A 14246-nucleotide genomic window follows, 5' to 3' on the forward strand; every position below is an offset into this window, starting at 1 on the left:
GTCTTCCTTCAGAACGGCAGCTCGGCGTCCGGCTTGGCCGCCAGGATCACGCGCTTGAAGTCGGCCTGGATGCGGGCCAGGGCGTCCGGCGTCTCGGCTTCGAAGCGCAGCACCACGACCGGGGTGGTGTTGGAGCCGCGCGCCAGGCCGAAGCCGTCCGGGTACTCGACGCGCAGGCCGTCGATGCCGACGATGCGTTCCGAACCCGGGAAGGTGGCGTTCTGGCGCAGGCTGTCGATCAGCACGAAGTTCTCGCCTTCCTGCAGGTGCAGGTGCAGTTCCGGCGTGCTGCTCGCCATCGGCAGGCCGTTCAGCAGCTTCGAGGGGTCCTGCTCGCGCGTCAGGATCTCGAGCATGCGCGCGCCGGCGTACAGGCCGTCGTCGAAGCCGTACCAACGGTCCTTGAAGAAGATGTGGCCGCTCATTTCGCCGCCCAGCGGGGCGCCGGTTTCCTTCAGCTTGGCCTTGACCAGCGAGTGGCCGGTCTTCCACATCAGCGCGCGGCCGCCATGCTGCTCGATCCATGGGCCCAGGTGGCGCGTGCACTTGACGTCGTACAGGATCTCGCCGCCCGGGTTGCGCGACAGGACCTCGGCCGCGAACAGCATCATCTGGCGGTCCGGGAAGATGATCTGGCCATCCTTGGTGACGATGCCGAGGCGGTCGCCGTCGCCGTCGAAGGCCAGGCCGATCTCGGCGTCGGTGTCCTGCAGCGCGCGGATCAGGTCCTGCAGGTTTTCCGGGTGCGCCGGATCCGGGTGGTGGTTCGGGAAATGGCCGTCCACTTCGCAGAACAGCTCGACCACCTCGGCGCCCATGGCGCGGAACAGTTCGGGCGCGAAGGCGCCGGCCACGCCGTTGCCGCAGTCGACCGCGATCTTGATCGGGCGCGCCAGCTTGACGTCGCCGACGATGCGCTCAATGTAGGCGGCGCGAATGTCGTGGGTGGCGTAGCCGCCGCGCTCCGCCGCGATGCTCCCATCATAGGCGGCGATGCTGTCGTGCAGGGCCAGGATGGCGTCGCCGTAGATCGCTTCGCCTGCCATGACCATCTTGAAGCCATTGTAGTCCGGCGGATTATGGCTGCCGGTGACCATGATGCCCGAGCGGGTGTCGAGCACGTTGGTGCCGAAGTAGACCATCGGGGTGGCGACCATGCCCAGGTCCACCACGTCCACGCCCGCGTCGCGCAGGCCTTCGGCCAGGGCGGCGGTCAGCTCCGGGCCCGACAGGCGGCCGTCGCGGCCGATCACGACCTTGCGCTCTCCTTTCGCCAGGGCGGCGGCGCCGAATGCGCGGCCGATATGGCGCGCAATGCCGGCGTCCAGCGTCTTGCCGATGACGCCGCGGATGTCATAGGCCTTGAAGATCGTTTTGGAGAGTGCAACCATGTTCTTCCTTGGAATACGGGGGCGTGCATGCGCGGCGTCGGGGCCGTCGTCGCTGCCGGTGTTGGGGGAATGACAAAAATGCTTGCTATTGTAACGGCAAGCGGGGGTGCGTGCCGAGTGGAGCGGGGGCGCGCAAACGAAACTGGATTCCCGCCTACGCGGGAATGAGGTTTTGAAGCAGCGGACTACGGAGTAAGTCTCCGCCAGCTCTTTCAACACGTCATTCCCGCGAAGGCGGGAACCCAAGTTTATAAGCGCAGCGACAAATCATTCGCAGCCACGCACAAAGAAAATCGCCGGCTTAAGCCGGCGATTCAATCAGACACGCAGCTTGTCGATCGACTGGCCGCCTTCCACCCATTCCTTGACCCATTTCGGCTGGCGGCCGCGGCCGGTCCATTGCTGCGATGCGTTGTCCGGGTGACGATAACGCACGGCGACGGTATTGCCTTTGCTGCTGCTGCGGCCGCTGGTGGCCAGCAGGTCTTTCAGTGGAACGCCGACGCTTTGCGCGATGGCCAGGATCTGCTCGCGCGCCTTTTGCACTTCCTGTACTTCGCGCTTCTTCATCTCCTGCTTGATTTGTTCCTGCAGGTTGCGCAAATCGCCAACAGACATATTCGACAGATCCATCATCGTTCCCTCGTACGTTAAGATTGAAAATAACCGCGGCGAAAACTCACCAAATGTCGCAATATACTAACATCAATACGTTTATGCTAGTCCCTCTTGTGAAAAAAAAGCCAGCGCGGAGACTTAAATCGAACAATACGTGCATACAACCAGAGGTAACTGATTATAAACAACAAGCAGAAGAACATTAGCATCACCGTGTTTTTCCAGAACACGGTGGCAGGAATCACGGCCATCAGCGAAAACAGCCATAAATAAGGCGAGGTACGCGCATTGCGTTTCATCAGGGCCCGTGCTTCGCGCCGTCCTACCGTCCAGCGCACGACCCGCCGGAATATCAGGCTGTGCAGGTGAATTCCATCCGGCATGGCAGGCGACTTACCGCGCACGAACATGCGGCGATAGGCTGAGAATATCGTTTCAAAAGCTGGATATATTAATAGCAAGGCCGCGTACCAGGTGGATACATCGGGATTACGGATCACCAGCAGCAAGGTCAGTTCTCCCAGCAGGAAGCCGATGAAATAGGCCCCGCCGTCACCCAGGAAGATGAGCCCCACGGGATAATTCCAGATCAGGAAGCCCGCCGTGGCGCCGGCGACGATGAGGGCCGCCACCAGCACGAACATATCCTCCACTTGAAATGCCACATAAGCCAGCGACATCAGCATGCAAATGCTGACCATGCTCGCCAGCCCATTAAAGCCGTCAATAATATTCACGGCATTCGCAATTCCCGCCACCGCCAGCACCGTCAGGGGCAAGACAATCCAGACCGCCTGCAAGGGCATCGGTCCCCAAGGCAAATCGATGCGATCGATGCGCGCATGCAGCAGCCAATAAGCGAGCAGCGCGGCCAGCATCGTGAGCAGCAGCCGGCGCGATGGCGCGACCTTTCCCGTATAGTCTTCCACGATGCCGCCGGAAAACGCGACCACGCCGCAGGCGATCAATGCGGCCAGCCACGGCGCCATCGCGGGTTCACGGATCACGGAAATCGCGGAAGCGACAATCACCGCGAGACAGATGGGCACTCCGCCGATGCGGGCGACGACATGGGTATGGAATTTCTGGACACCATCGATATCGCTATCGAGCGCCATGCCGTGTTTTTTGGCGAGTTTAATCACCAGCAGGGTCAGCACTGCGCAGGACAGGAAGCTGACGAAAAAAGAGAACATTTTTACCTATTTTTCCGGTGCACTTACGTGGAATAACCCGCTTCCGTTGACGGGGATTGAACTGCCACGGCACTCTTATCAAAGAGGAAATACTAACCTATTTTACCGGAATGGCCGAGTTATTCCTGCGCACACGCCTAAGCGTGCTCGGCCGGGTGGAAATAAGTCAAAAGAAGTGCGATTGAAAACGCGGGGAGCGCTAACGCATGCACAAGGCAAGGTCGTCGCGCCAATCCGGAAGGCGGCAAAAACGGTGGGTGAGTTTGGCGCAGTTCAGGCGCGAATTGCGGGGGCGCGCAGCCGGCGCCGGATAGTCGCTGGAAGCGATCGGGACGACACGGCAGTCCAGTGCCCCCTCTTCCATGATCGCCTGGGCAAAACCGGCCCAGCTGGTTTCGCCCTGGGCGCTCAGGTGATAGGTGCCGCGGTTGTCGCGCCACCATTTGGCGCCGCCCAGCTGGGCCTGGACCAGGATATGGGCCGTGGTCTGGGCCACGGTGCGGCTCCAGGTCGGCGCCCCGACCTGGTCGTCGACGACCCGCACTTCGCCGCGCTCGCCGGCAAGGCGCAGCATCGTACGCAGGAAGTTATTGCCGCGCAGGCCGTACACCCAGCCCGTGCGCAGGATCAGGTAGGGCGCGCCGGAAGACACGATGGCTTGCTCGCCCAGCAGCTTGGTCTCGCCGTAGACGTTCAGCGGCCCGGTGCGGTCGCCTTCCGTGTAGGGCGCGTCCTTGTCGCCGCTGAATACGTAATCGGTGGAAAAGTGGACCAGGGCCGCGCCGATCTCGCGCGCCTGCAGGGCCATCACGCCGGGCGCCTGGGCATTCACCCGCAGCGCCAGCTCGGATTCGCTTTCCGCGCGGTCCACGGCCGTGTACGCGGCCGCATTCACGATCAGCTCGGGCTGGACGCTGCGGATCGCATCGCGCACCTGGTCGAGGTCGGCCAGGTCCAGGCGCTTGCGGTCGCAGGCGACGATGTCGCCCAGGCCCTGCAGGCAGCGCAGCAGCTCATAGCCGACCTGCCCGTCCGCCCCGGTGAGCAGGATCTTCACCGGAACACCTCGGCCTGCGCGAAGGGCGTGCCCACGCGGTCCTTGGCGGACAGGATAGGCTCGCCCTCCAGGGGCCAGGCGATGCCAAGGTCCCCGTCGTTCCACAGCAGGGTGCGCTCATGCGCCGGCGACCAGTATTCGGTGGTCTTGTACAGGCACTCGGCCTCCTCGCTCAGGGTGAGGAAGCCGTGGGCGCAGCCCGGCGGCACCCACAGCTGGCGCCGGTTCTGCGCGGAGAGCTCGGTGCCGGTCCAGCGCCCGAAGCTCGGCGAGCCGGCGCGCAGGTCGACCACCACGTCGAACACGGCCCCGGCCACCACGCGCACGAGTTTGCCCTGCGGCACCTCGACCTGGTAGTGCAGGCCGCGGACGACCTGGCGGTGCGAGCGCGAATGGTTGTCCTGCACGAACACGGGTTCGAAGCCGGCGGCCTCGCGGAAACGGCGTGCGTTGTAACTCTCGAAGAAGAAGCCGCGCTCGTCGGTGAAGACCTGCGGCTCGAGCAGCAGGACGCCGTCGAGCGCAGTCGGGATACATTTCATTTCAGAACCTTGTCGCCCAGCACGCGCAGCAGGTACTGCCCGTAGCCGCTTTTCTTGAGCGGCTCGGCCAGCCGCTCCAGGGCCTCGGCGTCGATGTAGCCGCGCCGGTAGGCGACCTCCTCGGGCACGCCGATCTTGAGGCCCTGGCGGTGCTCGATGGTCGCGATGAATTGCGAGGCGTCGAGCAGCGAATCGCAGGTGCCCGTATCGAGCCAGGCGAAGCCGCGTCCCATCACCTCCACCTGCAGCTTCCCGGCATCGAGGTAGGCGCGGTTGACGTCGGTGATCTCCAGCTCGCCCCTGGCGGAGGGCCGGATCGAGGCCGCGATCTCGCTCGCCTGGCCATCGTAGAAATACAAGCCGGTGACCGCATAGTTCGATTTCGGCTGGGCCGGCTTTTCCTCGATCGACAAGGCCTGGTAGTGGGCGTCGAATTCGACCACGCCGTAACGCTGCGGATCGAGCACGTGGTAGGCGAACACCGTGGCGCCCTGCTCCTGGGCGGTGGCGGCGGCCAGGCGCTGCTCCAGGCCGTGGCCGTAGTAGAGGTTGTCGCCCAGGATCAGGGCCGACGGCCCGCCGTTCACGAAGCCGCGCCCGATCAGGTAGGCCTGGGCCAGCCCTTCCGGCGCCGGCTGTTCGGCATACTGCAGGTTCAGGCCCCACTGGCTGCCGTCGCCCAGCAGTTCCTGGAAGCGCGGCAGGTCCTGGGGGGTGCAGATGACCAGGATGTCGCAGATGCCCGCCAGCATCAGGGTCGTCAGCGGGTAATAGATCATCGGCTTGTCGTAGACCGGCAGCAGCTGCTTGGACACGGCCACCGTGATCGGATACAGCCGGGTGCCCGTGCCGCCCGCCAGGATGATGCCGCGGCGCTTCACGGCGCTCGGACGCGCGTCGGTGCTGGTGTTCATGGCGTCTCTCCCCGCTTGCCGTAATTGCGTTCCACCCACTCCAGGTAAGCGCCGCTCTGGACATGGGCGACCCAGTCCTGGTGCGCCAGGTACCAGCGCACCGTGTCTTCCAGGCCGGCGGCAAAATCGTGGGCCGGGCGCCAGCCCAGCTCGCGCTCGATCTTGCGCGCGTCGATGGCATAGCGCCGGTCGTGGCCGGGGCGATCGGCCACGAAGGCGATCTGTTCGCGCCGGCTGCCGGCGGCGGGCCTGAGCCGGTCGAGGATATCGCACAGTGTGCCGACCACCTTGAGGTTGGTCATTTCGCTCGCTCCGCCCACGTTGTACACCTCGCCCGGGCGTCCCGCTTCGAGCACGCGCCGGATCGCGGCGCAGTGGTCGCCCACGTACAGCCAGTCGCGCACCTGCTGGCCGTCGCCGTACACGGGCAGCGGCTTGCCCGCGAGCGCGTTGGCGATCATCAGCGGAATCAGCTTTTCCGGGAACTGGTAGGGGCCGTAGTTGTTCGAGCAGTTGGTGGTCAGGGTCGGCAGGCCGTAGGTGTGGTGGTAGGCGCGCACCAGGTGGTCCGAGGCCGCCTTCGAGGCCGCGTAGGGACTGTTGGGCGCGTAGGCCGTGGTTTCGCTGAAGGGCGGATCCTGCGGCCCCAGGGTGCCGTAGACCTCGTCGGTCGACACGTGCAGGAAACGGAAAGCCGCGCGCCCGGCCTCGTCCATCGTGGCGGCATAGGCCCGCGCGGCCTCCAGCAGAGTAAACGTGCCCTGGACGTTGGTCTGCACGAAATCGCCCGGCGCATGGATCGAGCGGTCGACGTGGCTCTCGGCGGCGAAGTGCAGAATGGCGCGCGGCTGATAGCGGCGCAGCAGGCCGGCCACCAGTTCGCCGTCGCCGATGTCGCCGCGCACGAAGACGTGGCGCGCGTCGCCCTGCAGGCTGGCCAGGTTTTCCAGGTTGCCCGCATAGGTAAGCTTGTCCAGGTTCAGGACCGGCTCGTCGCACCGGGCCAGCCAGTCGAGGACGAAATTTGCCCCGATAAAACCCGCACCGCCAGTGACCAAAATCATTTAGTATCCGCCAAAGCAATGAGTTCACCGGCAATTCTACGTGAACTCGCCCCCAACCATAGCCTAGAACAAGAACATGAAGACCTATGCCATCGGCGACCTGCAGGGTTGCGCGCACGAAGCCCAGCTCCTGCTGGAGTGCATTCGCGAGCATGCGAAGGGCGACGCGCGCATCCTGTTCGTGGGCGACCTGATCAACCGCGGCCCGGATTCGCTCACCGCGCTGCGCCGCATGAAGGCCTTGTCCGAGGCGAGCGATGGCCGGGTCGAGGCCCTGCTCGGCAACCACGACCTGCACCTGATCGCGGTGGCGGTGGGCGCCCAGCGCACCAGCCGCTCCGACACCCTGGACGCGATCCTGGCCGCCCCCGACCGCGACGGCTTGATCGACTGGCTGCGGCGCCGGCCGCTGGCGCTGTTCGTCGACGCCCACCTGCTGGTGCACGCCGGCGTGGCGCCGCAGTGGGACGCGGCCCAGACCATGGCGCTGGCGGGCGAGGTCGAGGCCGTGCTGCGCGGCGACGGCTGGATCGACTTCCTGCGCCAGATGTACGGCAACGAGCCGAACCGCTGGGACGACAGCCTGGCGGGCATCGACCGGCTGCGCTGCATCGTCAATGCGCTGACGCGCATGCGCCTGTGCCAGCCGGACGGCAGCATGGATTTCCAGCACAAGGAAAGCGAGAACGGGCCGGAAGGGTCCGGGCTGGTCCCGTGGTTCGACCTGCCGCAGCGGCGCACGCAGGACGTGACGGTGGTGTTCGGGCACTGGTCGGCGCTGGGGCTGGTGCTGCGGCCCAACCTGGTGGGGCTGGACAGCGGCTGCGTGTGGGGCGGAAAGCTGACGGCGGTGTGCCTGGACGACCGCTCGCTGCTGCAGGTGGATTGTCCCGAGTATCGGGAGCATCGCGGCAAGAAGTGACGTAGACGCGGCGCCAAGGCAGGGTTGGCGGCTACGCCGCCAATCCTACGCCGCCAACCCTAGGGTGATCGCATCCTGTGCGGCTTGCGCCAGTTCTCGCCGGTGCGCGCCCGCCCCATCCAGGGGGGACAGGCAGGTCAGGCGCGCGCGCACCGGCGGCCCTTGCAGCACCGCGAACAGGCTGTCGACGAAAGTGACGTCGCCGACGTAGTCGATCGATGGATGATAGCCCCCCGCCGCGTCCACATACGCCAGCGCGTAGGGCTGCACCGCCACCTTCGCATCGATCGCCGCCTCGAACAGGTTGGCATGGAATGGCAGCACCTCGCCCTGCCGGGACGTGGTCCCTTCCGGGAAGAAAGCCACCCGCTGCCCTTGTTGCAGCACCTCGACCAGGCCCTTGAAGATGTGGCGCAGTTCGCGCCGGTTGCCGCGCGCGATGAAGACGGTGCCGGCCGCGGCGGCCAGCCAGCCCAGCACCGGCCAGGCGCGGATTTCGGCTTTGGCCACGAAGCGGCAGGGGTGCAGCGCATTGATCACGAAGATGTCGAGCCAGGACACGTGGTTGGCCACGATCAGCGCATGCTCCAGCACCGGCGCGCCGGGCGCCTGCTCGACCTCGATGCGGCACTGCCCGAGCAGGCGGCGCGACCACGAACGGGTCAGGCGCTCGCGCAGGCGCTGCGAGGCGAGCGGGAACACGAGCGCGGACGTGGCCAGGCCCTCGAGCAGATGGACGACGACGCGCGCAAGGCGCCAGGCGAGGCGGATCTTCAAGACGGGTAAGGATCGGAACGGCCGCGCGGACGCAAGGTCCGCGCGGCCATGGACGGATCAGCGCTGGAAAGCGACCTGTCCGCGCACGATGGTGGTCTTGACCTGGCCAGCCAGTTCATAACCGAGGAAAGGCGTGTGCTTGCCCTGGCTTGCCAGCGCGGAGCGCTCGACCTTCCAGCGCAGGTCCGGGTCGAACAGCACCACATCGGCCGAGGCGCCCACCGACAGCGTGCCGGCCGGCAGGCCGGCGATGCGCGCCGCTTCGTGGGTGACCTTGCCGATGGCGCGCGCCAGGCCGTCGCTGCCGCGCTGGTCCCCGGCCCACTTGAGCACCAGGGCCAGCAGCAGTTCCAGGCCGGTGGCGCCGGGCGAGGCCTCGCCGAAAGGCAGCAGCTTCTCGTCGTCGTCGACCGGGGTGTGGTCGGAACAGACCGCGTCCACGGTGCCGTCCAGCAGGCCCGCATGAATCGCGTCGCGGTCGCGCTGGGCGCGCAGCGGCGGGGTGAAGCGGGCGTTGGAGTCGAAGAAGCCGATGTCGGCGTCGGTCATGTGCAGGTGGTGCACGCCGACGTCGCAGGTCACCGGCAGGCCTTCCTTCTTGGCGGCCTTGATCAGCTCCAGGCCGGCGGCGGACGAGATGCGGCACAGGTGCACGCGGGCGCCGGTGGCGCGCATCAGTTCGAAGATGGTGTGCAGGGCGATGGTCTCGGACATCACCGGCACGCCGGACAGGCCCAGGCGCGAGGCCAGCGGGCCGCTGTGGGCCACGCCGCCGCGGCCGATGTGCGGGTCCTGCGGACGCAGCCAGACGGTGTAGCCGAAGGTCTTGGCGTACTGCATGGCGCGCAGCAGCACGGTGGTGTCGAGAACCGGTTGCTCGGCCTGGGCGAAGCCGATGCAGCCGGCTTCGGTCAGCTCGGCCATCTCGGTCAGGGCCTGGCCCTTGAGGCCGACGGTGAGCGCGCCCAGCGGGTGTACATGGGCCTGGTTCAGGATGCGCGCGCGGTGCTTGAGCATCTCCACCAGGCCGGGTTCGTCGAGCACCGGGTCGGTGTCGGGCGGGCACACCAGGGTGGTCACGCCGCCCTGCATCGCCGCCTGCATTTCCGATTCCAGGGTCGCCTTGTATTCGTAGCCCGGTTCGCGCAGGCGGGCCGACAAGTCGACCAGGCCGGGCGCGACCACCAGGCCGTCAGCGGCGATGGTGTTGTCGGCCGTGAAGCCAGCGGGGGCCGTGCCCACGCCGGCGATCTTGCCGTCCGCAATGAAGAGATCCCTGGTTTCGTCGATGCCGTTCGCCGGGTCGACCAGGCGCCCGTTCTTGATATGAAGTTTCATCCGTGGGTTCCTGCCAAAATGCTCATCACTGCCATGCGTACCGCGATACCGAAGGTCACCTGCGGGAGGATCACCGCCTGGCTGCCGTCGGCCACCGCCGAATCGATTTCCACGCCGCGGTTCATCGGGCCAGGGTGCATCACGATCGCGTCCGGCTTGGCCAGCGCCAGGCGTTCCGGGGTCAGGCCGTAGCTCTTGAAGTATTCCTGCGCCGAAGGCAGCAGCGCGCCGCTCATGCGCTCGTTCTGCAGGCGCAGCATGATGATGACGTCGACGTCCTTCAGGCCTTCGTCCATGTTGGTGAACAGGCGCACGCCCATCTGCTCCAGGCCGCCCGGCAGCAGGGTGTGCGGGCCGATGGCGCGCACTTCCGGCACGCCCAGCGTGGTCAGCGCGTGGATGTCCGAGCGCGCCACGCGGCTGTGCAGGATGTCGCCCACGATGGCCACGCGCAGGTTGGTGAAGTCCTTCTTGTAGTGGCGGATCGTGTACATGTCGAGCAGGCCCTGGGTCGGGTGCGCGTGGCGGCCGTCGCCGGCGTTCACCACGTGCACGTGCGACTGGCCGCTTTCGTTCAGGTGCTTGGCGATCAGGTAGGGCGCGCCCGACTGCGCGTGGCGCACCACGAACATGTCGGCGTGCATGGCCGACAGGTTGTCGATGGTGTCGAGCAGCGACTCGCCCTTGGTGGTCGACGAGGCCTGGATGTTCAGGTTGATGACGTCGGCCGAGAGGCGCTTGGAGGCGATCTCGAAGGTGGTGCGGGTGCGGGTCGAATTTTCGAAGAACAGGTTGAACACGCTCTTGCCGCGCATGAGCGGAACCTTCTTCACTTCGCGGTCGGAAATGCCGACGAAGCTCGACGCCGTGTCCAGGATGTGGTCGATGTGCGACTTCTTCAGTCCCTCGATGGTGAGCAGGTGCTGCAGCTCGCCGTGTTTGTTCAATTGCGGATTAAGCATGTTCTTCTTCGATGGTGAGCGAGAGCTGGCCGGACGCATCACGCTGCAGGCACAGGGACTGGTTGGCCGCGAGCGTGGCGCGGGTGCCGACGAAGTCGGCGGCGACCGGCAGTTCGCGGCCGCCGCGGTCGGCCAGGGCCGCAAGCTTGATGCAGGCCGGACGGCCGTAGTCGAACAGGACGTTGATCGCGGCGCGCGTGGTGCGGCCGGTCTGCAGCACGTCGTCGACCAGCACGATGGTGGCGCCGTCGACCGGGAAGCGGATGTGGGTCGGCTTCACGTCCGGGTGCAGGCCCTTCTTGGCGTAGTCGTCGCGGTAGAACGAGACGTCGATCGAGCCCAGGCGGGCGCCCAGGTCGAGGTCGCGCGCGAGGCGTTCCGCCAGCCAGGCGCCGCCGGAATGGATGCCGACGATGGCGGCGTCGGATACGCCGTCCAGGCCGGCCCGGACCTGGGACAGCAGCTCGCGGTAGAGCGCCTCCGCGTCGAAGTCGTGGTTAGATGTTGGCATGATCGTCAAAGTATTGTTGCAAAATGATGGCGGCCGCCTTGGCGTCGATGACTTCGCCGCGCTTGGCCTGGATGACGGCGGAAGAATAGCGCTCGTCGACCAGGTCGACGGGCAGGCTGAAGCGGCCATGAAGCTGGTTGGCGAAGCGCCGGCTGCGCAGGGTCATGTCGTGCTCGGCGCCATCCGGATGGCGCGGCTCGCCCACGACGAGGCGCGCCGGGCGCCATTGTTCGATCAGGTCGCCAATGACCTGGAAGCGGGTCGCGTTGTCGATCGCCTTGATGACGGTCAAGGGCTGGGCCTGCCCCGTCAGTGTGTTCCCCATTGCAATACCGATCCGCTTGACGCCGAAGTCGAACCCGAAAACGATGTCAACCATTTATGCCAAGAACCTCGGAAAACCGTCGCGAGCGGCAGCAATGGTGGTCGAGACCCCCAAGGGGATAATGCTCGCTGTACGTGAGTACAGTGAGCATCGCAGACCGCCAGTGCAACGCGCAGTAGGTTTGCCGAGGTTCTCCTTAAGCATGGCCGGCTTCGGTTGCTAGCATCAGCGGGTCGATCCCCAGGAGTTTGATGGCGGCGGTATAGCGTTCCTCGATCGGCAGTTCGAACAGCACGCGCGCGTCGGCGCCCACGGTCAGCCAGCCGTTGCGGGAGAGTTCTTCCTCGAGCTGCCCGGGGCTCCAGCCGGCGTAGCCGATGGACACCAGCATGCGCTTCGGTCCGGCGCCGCTGGCGACGGCCTCGAGCACGTCGATCGAAGTGGTGAAGGCGACTTCGTCGGTGACGTTGAGCGAGGACGAGTAGCGTCCGCCCGGTGAGTGCAGCACGAAGCCGCGGTCGTCCTGGACCGGACCGCCGAACATGATCGGCTCTTCCGTCACGCTCGAGCGCAGGCCTTCGGCCAGCTTCAGGTCGATGCGGTCGAACAGCACGTCCATGGTCATGTCGGTCGGCTTGTTGATGACCACGCCGAGCACACCTTTTTCATTGTGCTCGCAGACGTAGACGACGGTGCCGCCGAAGATGGGGTCCTGGATCGATGGCATGGCAATCAGAAAATGATTGGCCAGGTTCAGCCCCGACGGTGCGGGACCGGGGCGAGCCTGCGTATCGTCCTGGCTCGGCGGCATGCCGGGCATCGGTAGAGTTTTGCCAACTTTGCTTTTTTTCATACGCGTACTCTCACAGGGCTCACTCTGGTTGAACGATCGCTCAGTATCCAGACTACAACGTTAAGCTTTTCGTTAGTTTACACTGAATTGGCCCGACGGCTCTTGAAGCGTCTCCACCCGGATGCTGTCAGGCATTCCGCAGCGGCCGATCCGCCCCCGTCTTGACCGAACATATGATGATGAAAATAAGCAATTCCCTGGTCTGGTTCCGCCGCGATCTCCGCGCCTTCGACCACGCCGCCCTGTATGAGGCACTGGCCGGGGCACGGGCCCGGGCGGCCCATGTCTACTGCGCCTTCATCTACGATACCGACATCCTGGACGGGCTGCCGCGCGACGATGCCCGCCTGCGCTTCATCCACACCAGCCTGGCCAGCCTGGACGCCGAACTGCGGCGCCTGGGCGGCTACCTCATCGTGCGCCATGGGCGTGCGATCGAGGCGATTCCCGCACTGGCTAGCGAACTGGACGTGAAAACCGTCCATGTCAGCACCGATTATGAGCCTAGTGCCGTGGAACGCGACGCACTGGTGGCAGAGCAGCTGGCGCGGCAGGGAAAAAGCTTGCTTAGCCACAAGGATCAGGTGGTGTTCGAGAAGGACGAGGTGCTGACCCTTGCCGGGCAGCCATTTTCGGTCTTTACGCCCTACAAGAACGCCTGGCTCAAGCGCCTGGCCGCCATGCCCGAAACCCTGGCGGCCTACCCGGTCGACAACGTGGCCCACGCATTCGCGGCGCCGGACGGCCCGTCCGCCCTGCCCCCGCTCGCCGCCATCGGTTTCGAGGACGGCGCGCCACCCTTACCGGCCGGCATGGAAGGCGCGGAACAGCTGTTCGAAGCCTTCCTGGAAGACATCGCCGGTTATGGCCGCGCGCGCGACTTCCCGGCCGAGGACGCCACCTCGCGCCTGTCCGCCCACTTGCGCTTCGGCACCACCTCGATCCGCCACCTGGTGCGCACGGCGCGCCAGCTGATCGATGCCGGCGCGGGCGGCGCCGGGGCCGCCACCTGGCTGTCGGAACTGATCTGGCGCGACTTCTACGCCATGATCCTGGACCGCCATCCGCGGGTGGCGACGCGCGCCTTCAAGCCGGCCTTCGATGCGGTGCGCTGGGAGGACGGGCCGGAGGCGGAGGAACTGTTCGCGGCCTGGTGCGAGGGGCGCACCGGCTATCCGCTGGTGGATGCGGCGATGGCCCAGCTGAACCGCACGGGCTTCATGCACAACCGCCTGCGCATGGTGACGGCCAGCTTCCTGGTCAAGGACCTCGGCATCGACTGGCGGCGCGGGGAACGCTATTTCGCGCTCAAGCTGAACGATTACGACCTGGCCTCGAACAACGGCGGCTGGCAATGGGCGGCCTCGACCGGGTGCGACGCGCAGCCGTGGTTCAGGATCTTCAATCCGGTGACGCAATCGCAGAAGTTCGATGCCAAGGGAGAATTCATCCGGCGCTGGGTGCCGCGGCTGCTCAAGCTGGATGCGAAGGAGATTCACGCGCCGTGGCTGCTGGCGCCTGAAAGGCTGGCGGAGAAGGGGGTGGTGCTGGGGGAGAGCTATCCTTTGCCAGTTGTCGATCATGACCAGGCGAGGAAGCGGACGCTTGAGAGGTTTGGTGTGGTGAAGAAGGAGAGTTAGTGGTGTGCGTGGGAACCTGGGTCCCCGCCTTCGCGGGGAGTCATTGCCGCCAGTGGCGGGAATGACGTTGACACGCAGCGAACCAAGATCATGTTTCTCGGCCTGCACCCTCGGAACGTCATCCCCGCGCAGGCGG

15 protein-coding genes are annotated in these 14246 nt (G+C 65.8%); 2 read left to right on the forward strand and 13 right to left on the reverse strand.

All coding sequences use genetic code 11. The annotated features are described in order from the left end of the window. Positions 1 to 8: 8 nt before the first annotated feature. The 7 genes from V7778_RS06145 to rfbB all read right to left on the reverse strand — a co-directional run bounded on the left by V7778_RS06145 (position 9) and on the right by rfbB (position 6782). Positions 9 to 1391, reverse strand: a complete 1383-nt coding sequence (locus tag V7778_RS06145; RefSeq protein ID WP_335552819.1) for a phosphomannomutase/phosphoglucomutase — start codon at positions 1389 to 1391, stop codon at positions 9 to 11. 318 nt (positions 1392 to 1709) lie between these two features. Beyond that, positions 1710 to 2024: an H-NS histone family protein gene (locus tag V7778_RS06150; protein WP_211521789.1), complete on the reverse strand. Its 315-nt coding sequence runs from the start codon at positions 2022 to 2024 to the stop codon at positions 1710 to 1712. Between the two features lie 86 nt (positions 2025 to 2110). Further along, positions 2111 to 3205 carry an MraY family glycosyltransferase gene (locus tag V7778_RS06155; RefSeq protein ID WP_335552822.1) on the reverse strand — a complete coding sequence of 365 codons (1095 nt, stop codon included), beginning with the start codon at positions 3203 to 3205 and terminating at the stop codon, positions 2111 to 2113. 199 nt (positions 3206 to 3404) lie between these two features. Beyond that, a complete protein-coding gene (rfbD, locus tag V7778_RS06160; RefSeq protein ID WP_335552824.1) occupies positions 3405 to 4262 on the reverse strand; it encodes a dTDP-4-dehydrorhamnose reductase in 858 nt (285 codons plus the stop codon). Continuing rightward, positions 4259 to 4804 (reverse strand): dTDP-4-dehydrorhamnose 3,5-epimerase, encoded by a 546-nt coding sequence (gene rfbC, locus V7778_RS06165; RefSeq protein ID WP_335552826.1) that lies wholly within the window; start codon positions 4802 to 4804, stop codon positions 4259 to 4261. Before rfbC ends, rfbD begins: the two co-directional genes overlap by 4 nt. Continuing rightward, positions 4801 to 5718: a glucose-1-phosphate thymidylyltransferase RfbA gene (gene rfbA / locus V7778_RS06170; RefSeq protein ID WP_335552827.1), complete on the reverse strand. Its 918-nt coding sequence runs from the start codon at positions 5716 to 5718 to the stop codon at positions 4801 to 4803. Before rfbA ends, rfbC begins: the two co-directional genes overlap by 4 nt. Next, positions 5715 to 6782, reverse strand: a complete 1068-nt coding sequence (gene rfbB, locus V7778_RS06175) for a dTDP-glucose 4,6-dehydratase (protein ID WP_335552829.1) — start codon at positions 6780 to 6782, stop codon at positions 5715 to 5717. The genes rfbA and rfbB overlap by 4 nt, the downstream gene beginning before the upstream one ends. A gap of 76 nt (positions 6783 to 6858) precedes the next feature. Between rfbB and V7778_RS06180 the strand changes: the two genes are divergently transcribed. After that, positions 6859 to 7704, forward strand: a complete 846-nt coding sequence (locus V7778_RS06180) for a symmetrical bis(5'-nucleosyl)-tetraphosphatase (RefSeq protein ID WP_335552831.1) — start codon at positions 6859 to 6861, stop codon at positions 7702 to 7704. A gap of 45 nt (positions 7705 to 7749) precedes the next feature. Here the strand turns inward: V7778_RS06180 and V7778_RS06185 are convergent, their stop codons facing one another. The 6 genes from V7778_RS06185 to V7778_RS06210 all read right to left on the reverse strand — a co-directional run bounded on the left by V7778_RS06185 (position 7750) and on the right by V7778_RS06210 (position 12344). After that, a complete protein-coding gene (locus tag V7778_RS06185; RefSeq protein WP_335552834.1) occupies positions 7750 to 8481 on the reverse strand; it encodes a lysophospholipid acyltransferase family protein in 732 nt (243 codons plus the stop codon). Positions 8482 to 8538: 57 nt separating this feature from the next. After that, complete coding sequence (locus V7778_RS06190) at positions 8539 to 9819, reverse strand: dihydroorotase (protein WP_335552836.1); 1281 nt, start codon at positions 9817 to 9819, stop codon at positions 8539 to 8541. Then, complete coding sequence (locus tag V7778_RS06195; RefSeq protein ID WP_211521767.1) at positions 9816 to 10781, reverse strand: aspartate carbamoyltransferase catalytic subunit; 966 nt, start codon at positions 10779 to 10781, stop codon at positions 9816 to 9818. The genes V7778_RS06190 and V7778_RS06195 overlap by 4 nt, the downstream gene beginning before the upstream one ends. Next, on the reverse strand, positions 10774 to 11292 hold the full coding sequence (gene pyrR, locus V7778_RS06200; protein WP_335552839.1) for a bifunctional pyr operon transcriptional regulator/uracil phosphoribosyltransferase PyrR: 519 nt from the start codon (positions 11290 to 11292) through the stop codon (positions 10774 to 10776). Before pyrR ends, V7778_RS06195 begins: the two co-directional genes overlap by 8 nt. Beyond that, positions 11279 to 11671: a Holliday junction resolvase RuvX gene (gene ruvX / locus V7778_RS06205; RefSeq protein WP_335552840.1), complete on the reverse strand. Its 393-nt coding sequence runs from the start codon at positions 11669 to 11671 to the stop codon at positions 11279 to 11281. Before ruvX ends, pyrR begins: the two co-directional genes overlap by 14 nt. Positions 11672 to 11813: 142 nt before the next feature. Beyond that, positions 11814 to 12344 carry a YqgE/AlgH family protein gene (locus V7778_RS06210; protein WP_442920699.1) on the reverse strand — a complete coding sequence of 177 codons (531 nt, stop codon included), beginning with the start codon at positions 12342 to 12344 and terminating at the stop codon, positions 11814 to 11816. Positions 12345 to 12649: 305 nt separating this feature from the next. Between V7778_RS06210 and V7778_RS06215 the strand changes: the two genes are divergently transcribed. Then, positions 12650 to 14110, forward strand: a complete 1461-nt coding sequence (locus tag V7778_RS06215) for a cryptochrome/photolyase family protein (protein WP_335552990.1) — start codon at positions 12650 to 12652, stop codon at positions 14108 to 14110. The last annotated feature ends 136 nt before the right edge of the window (positions 14111 to 14246 follow it).

Origin of the sequence: Massilia sp. DD77 (genome assembly GCF_036961685.1) — a bacterium.
Classification (GTDB): Bacteria; Pseudomonadota; Gammaproteobacteria; order Burkholderiales; family Burkholderiaceae_D; genus Telluria.

What these genes read in the sequence shown, in the direction of transcription:
- V7778_RS06145 (WP_335552819.1), bottom strand. Translation starts at nt 1,391, where the DNA reads ATGGTTGCACTCTCCAAAACGATCTTCAAGGCCTATGACATCCGCGGC.
- V7778_RS06150 (WP_211521789.1), bottom strand. Translation starts at nt 2,024, where the DNA reads ATGGATCTGTCGAATATGTCTGTTGGCGATTTGCGCAACCTGCAGGAA.
- V7778_RS06155 (WP_335552822.1), bottom strand. Translation starts at nt 3,205, where the DNA reads ATGTTCTCTTTTTTCGTCAGCTTCCTGTCCTGCGCAGTGCTGACCCTG.
- rfbC (WP_335552826.1), bottom strand. Translation starts at nt 4,804, where the DNA reads ATGAAATGTATCCCGACTGCGCTCGACGGCGTCCTGCTGCTCGAGCCG.
- rfbA (WP_335552827.1), bottom strand. Translation starts at nt 5,718, where the DNA reads ATGAACACCAGCACCGACGCGCGTCCGAGCGCCGTGAAGCGCCGCGGC.
- rfbB (WP_335552829.1), bottom strand. Translation starts at nt 6,782, where the DNA reads ATGATTTTGGTCACTGGCGGTGCGGGTTTTATCGGGGCAAATTTCGTC.
- V7778_RS06180 (WP_335552831.1), top strand. Translation starts at nt 6,859, where the DNA reads ATGAAGACCTATGCCATCGGCGACCTGCAGGGTTGCGCGCACGAAGCC.
- V7778_RS06190 (WP_335552836.1), bottom strand. Translation starts at nt 9,819, where the DNA reads ATGAAACTTCATATCAAGAACGGGCGCCTGGTCGACCCGGCGAACGGC.
- V7778_RS06195 (WP_211521767.1), bottom strand. Translation starts at nt 10,781, where the DNA reads ATGCTTAATCCGCAATTGAACAAACACGGCGAGCTGCAGCACCTGCTC.
- pyrR (WP_335552839.1), bottom strand. Translation starts at nt 11,292, where the DNA reads ATGCCAACATCTAACCACGACTTCGACGCGGAGGCGCTCTACCGCGAG.
- ruvX (WP_335552840.1), bottom strand. Translation starts at nt 11,671, where the DNA reads ATGGTTGACATCGTTTTCGGGTTCGACTTCGGCGTCAAGCGGATCGGT.
- V7778_RS06210 (WP_442920699.1), bottom strand. Translation starts at nt 12,344, where the DNA reads ATGCCATCGATCCAGGACCCCATCTTCGGCGGCACCGTCGTCTACGTC.
- V7778_RS06215 (WP_335552990.1), top strand. Translation starts at nt 12,650, where the DNA reads ATGAAAATAAGCAATTCCCTGGTCTGGTTCCGCCGCGATCTCCGCGCC.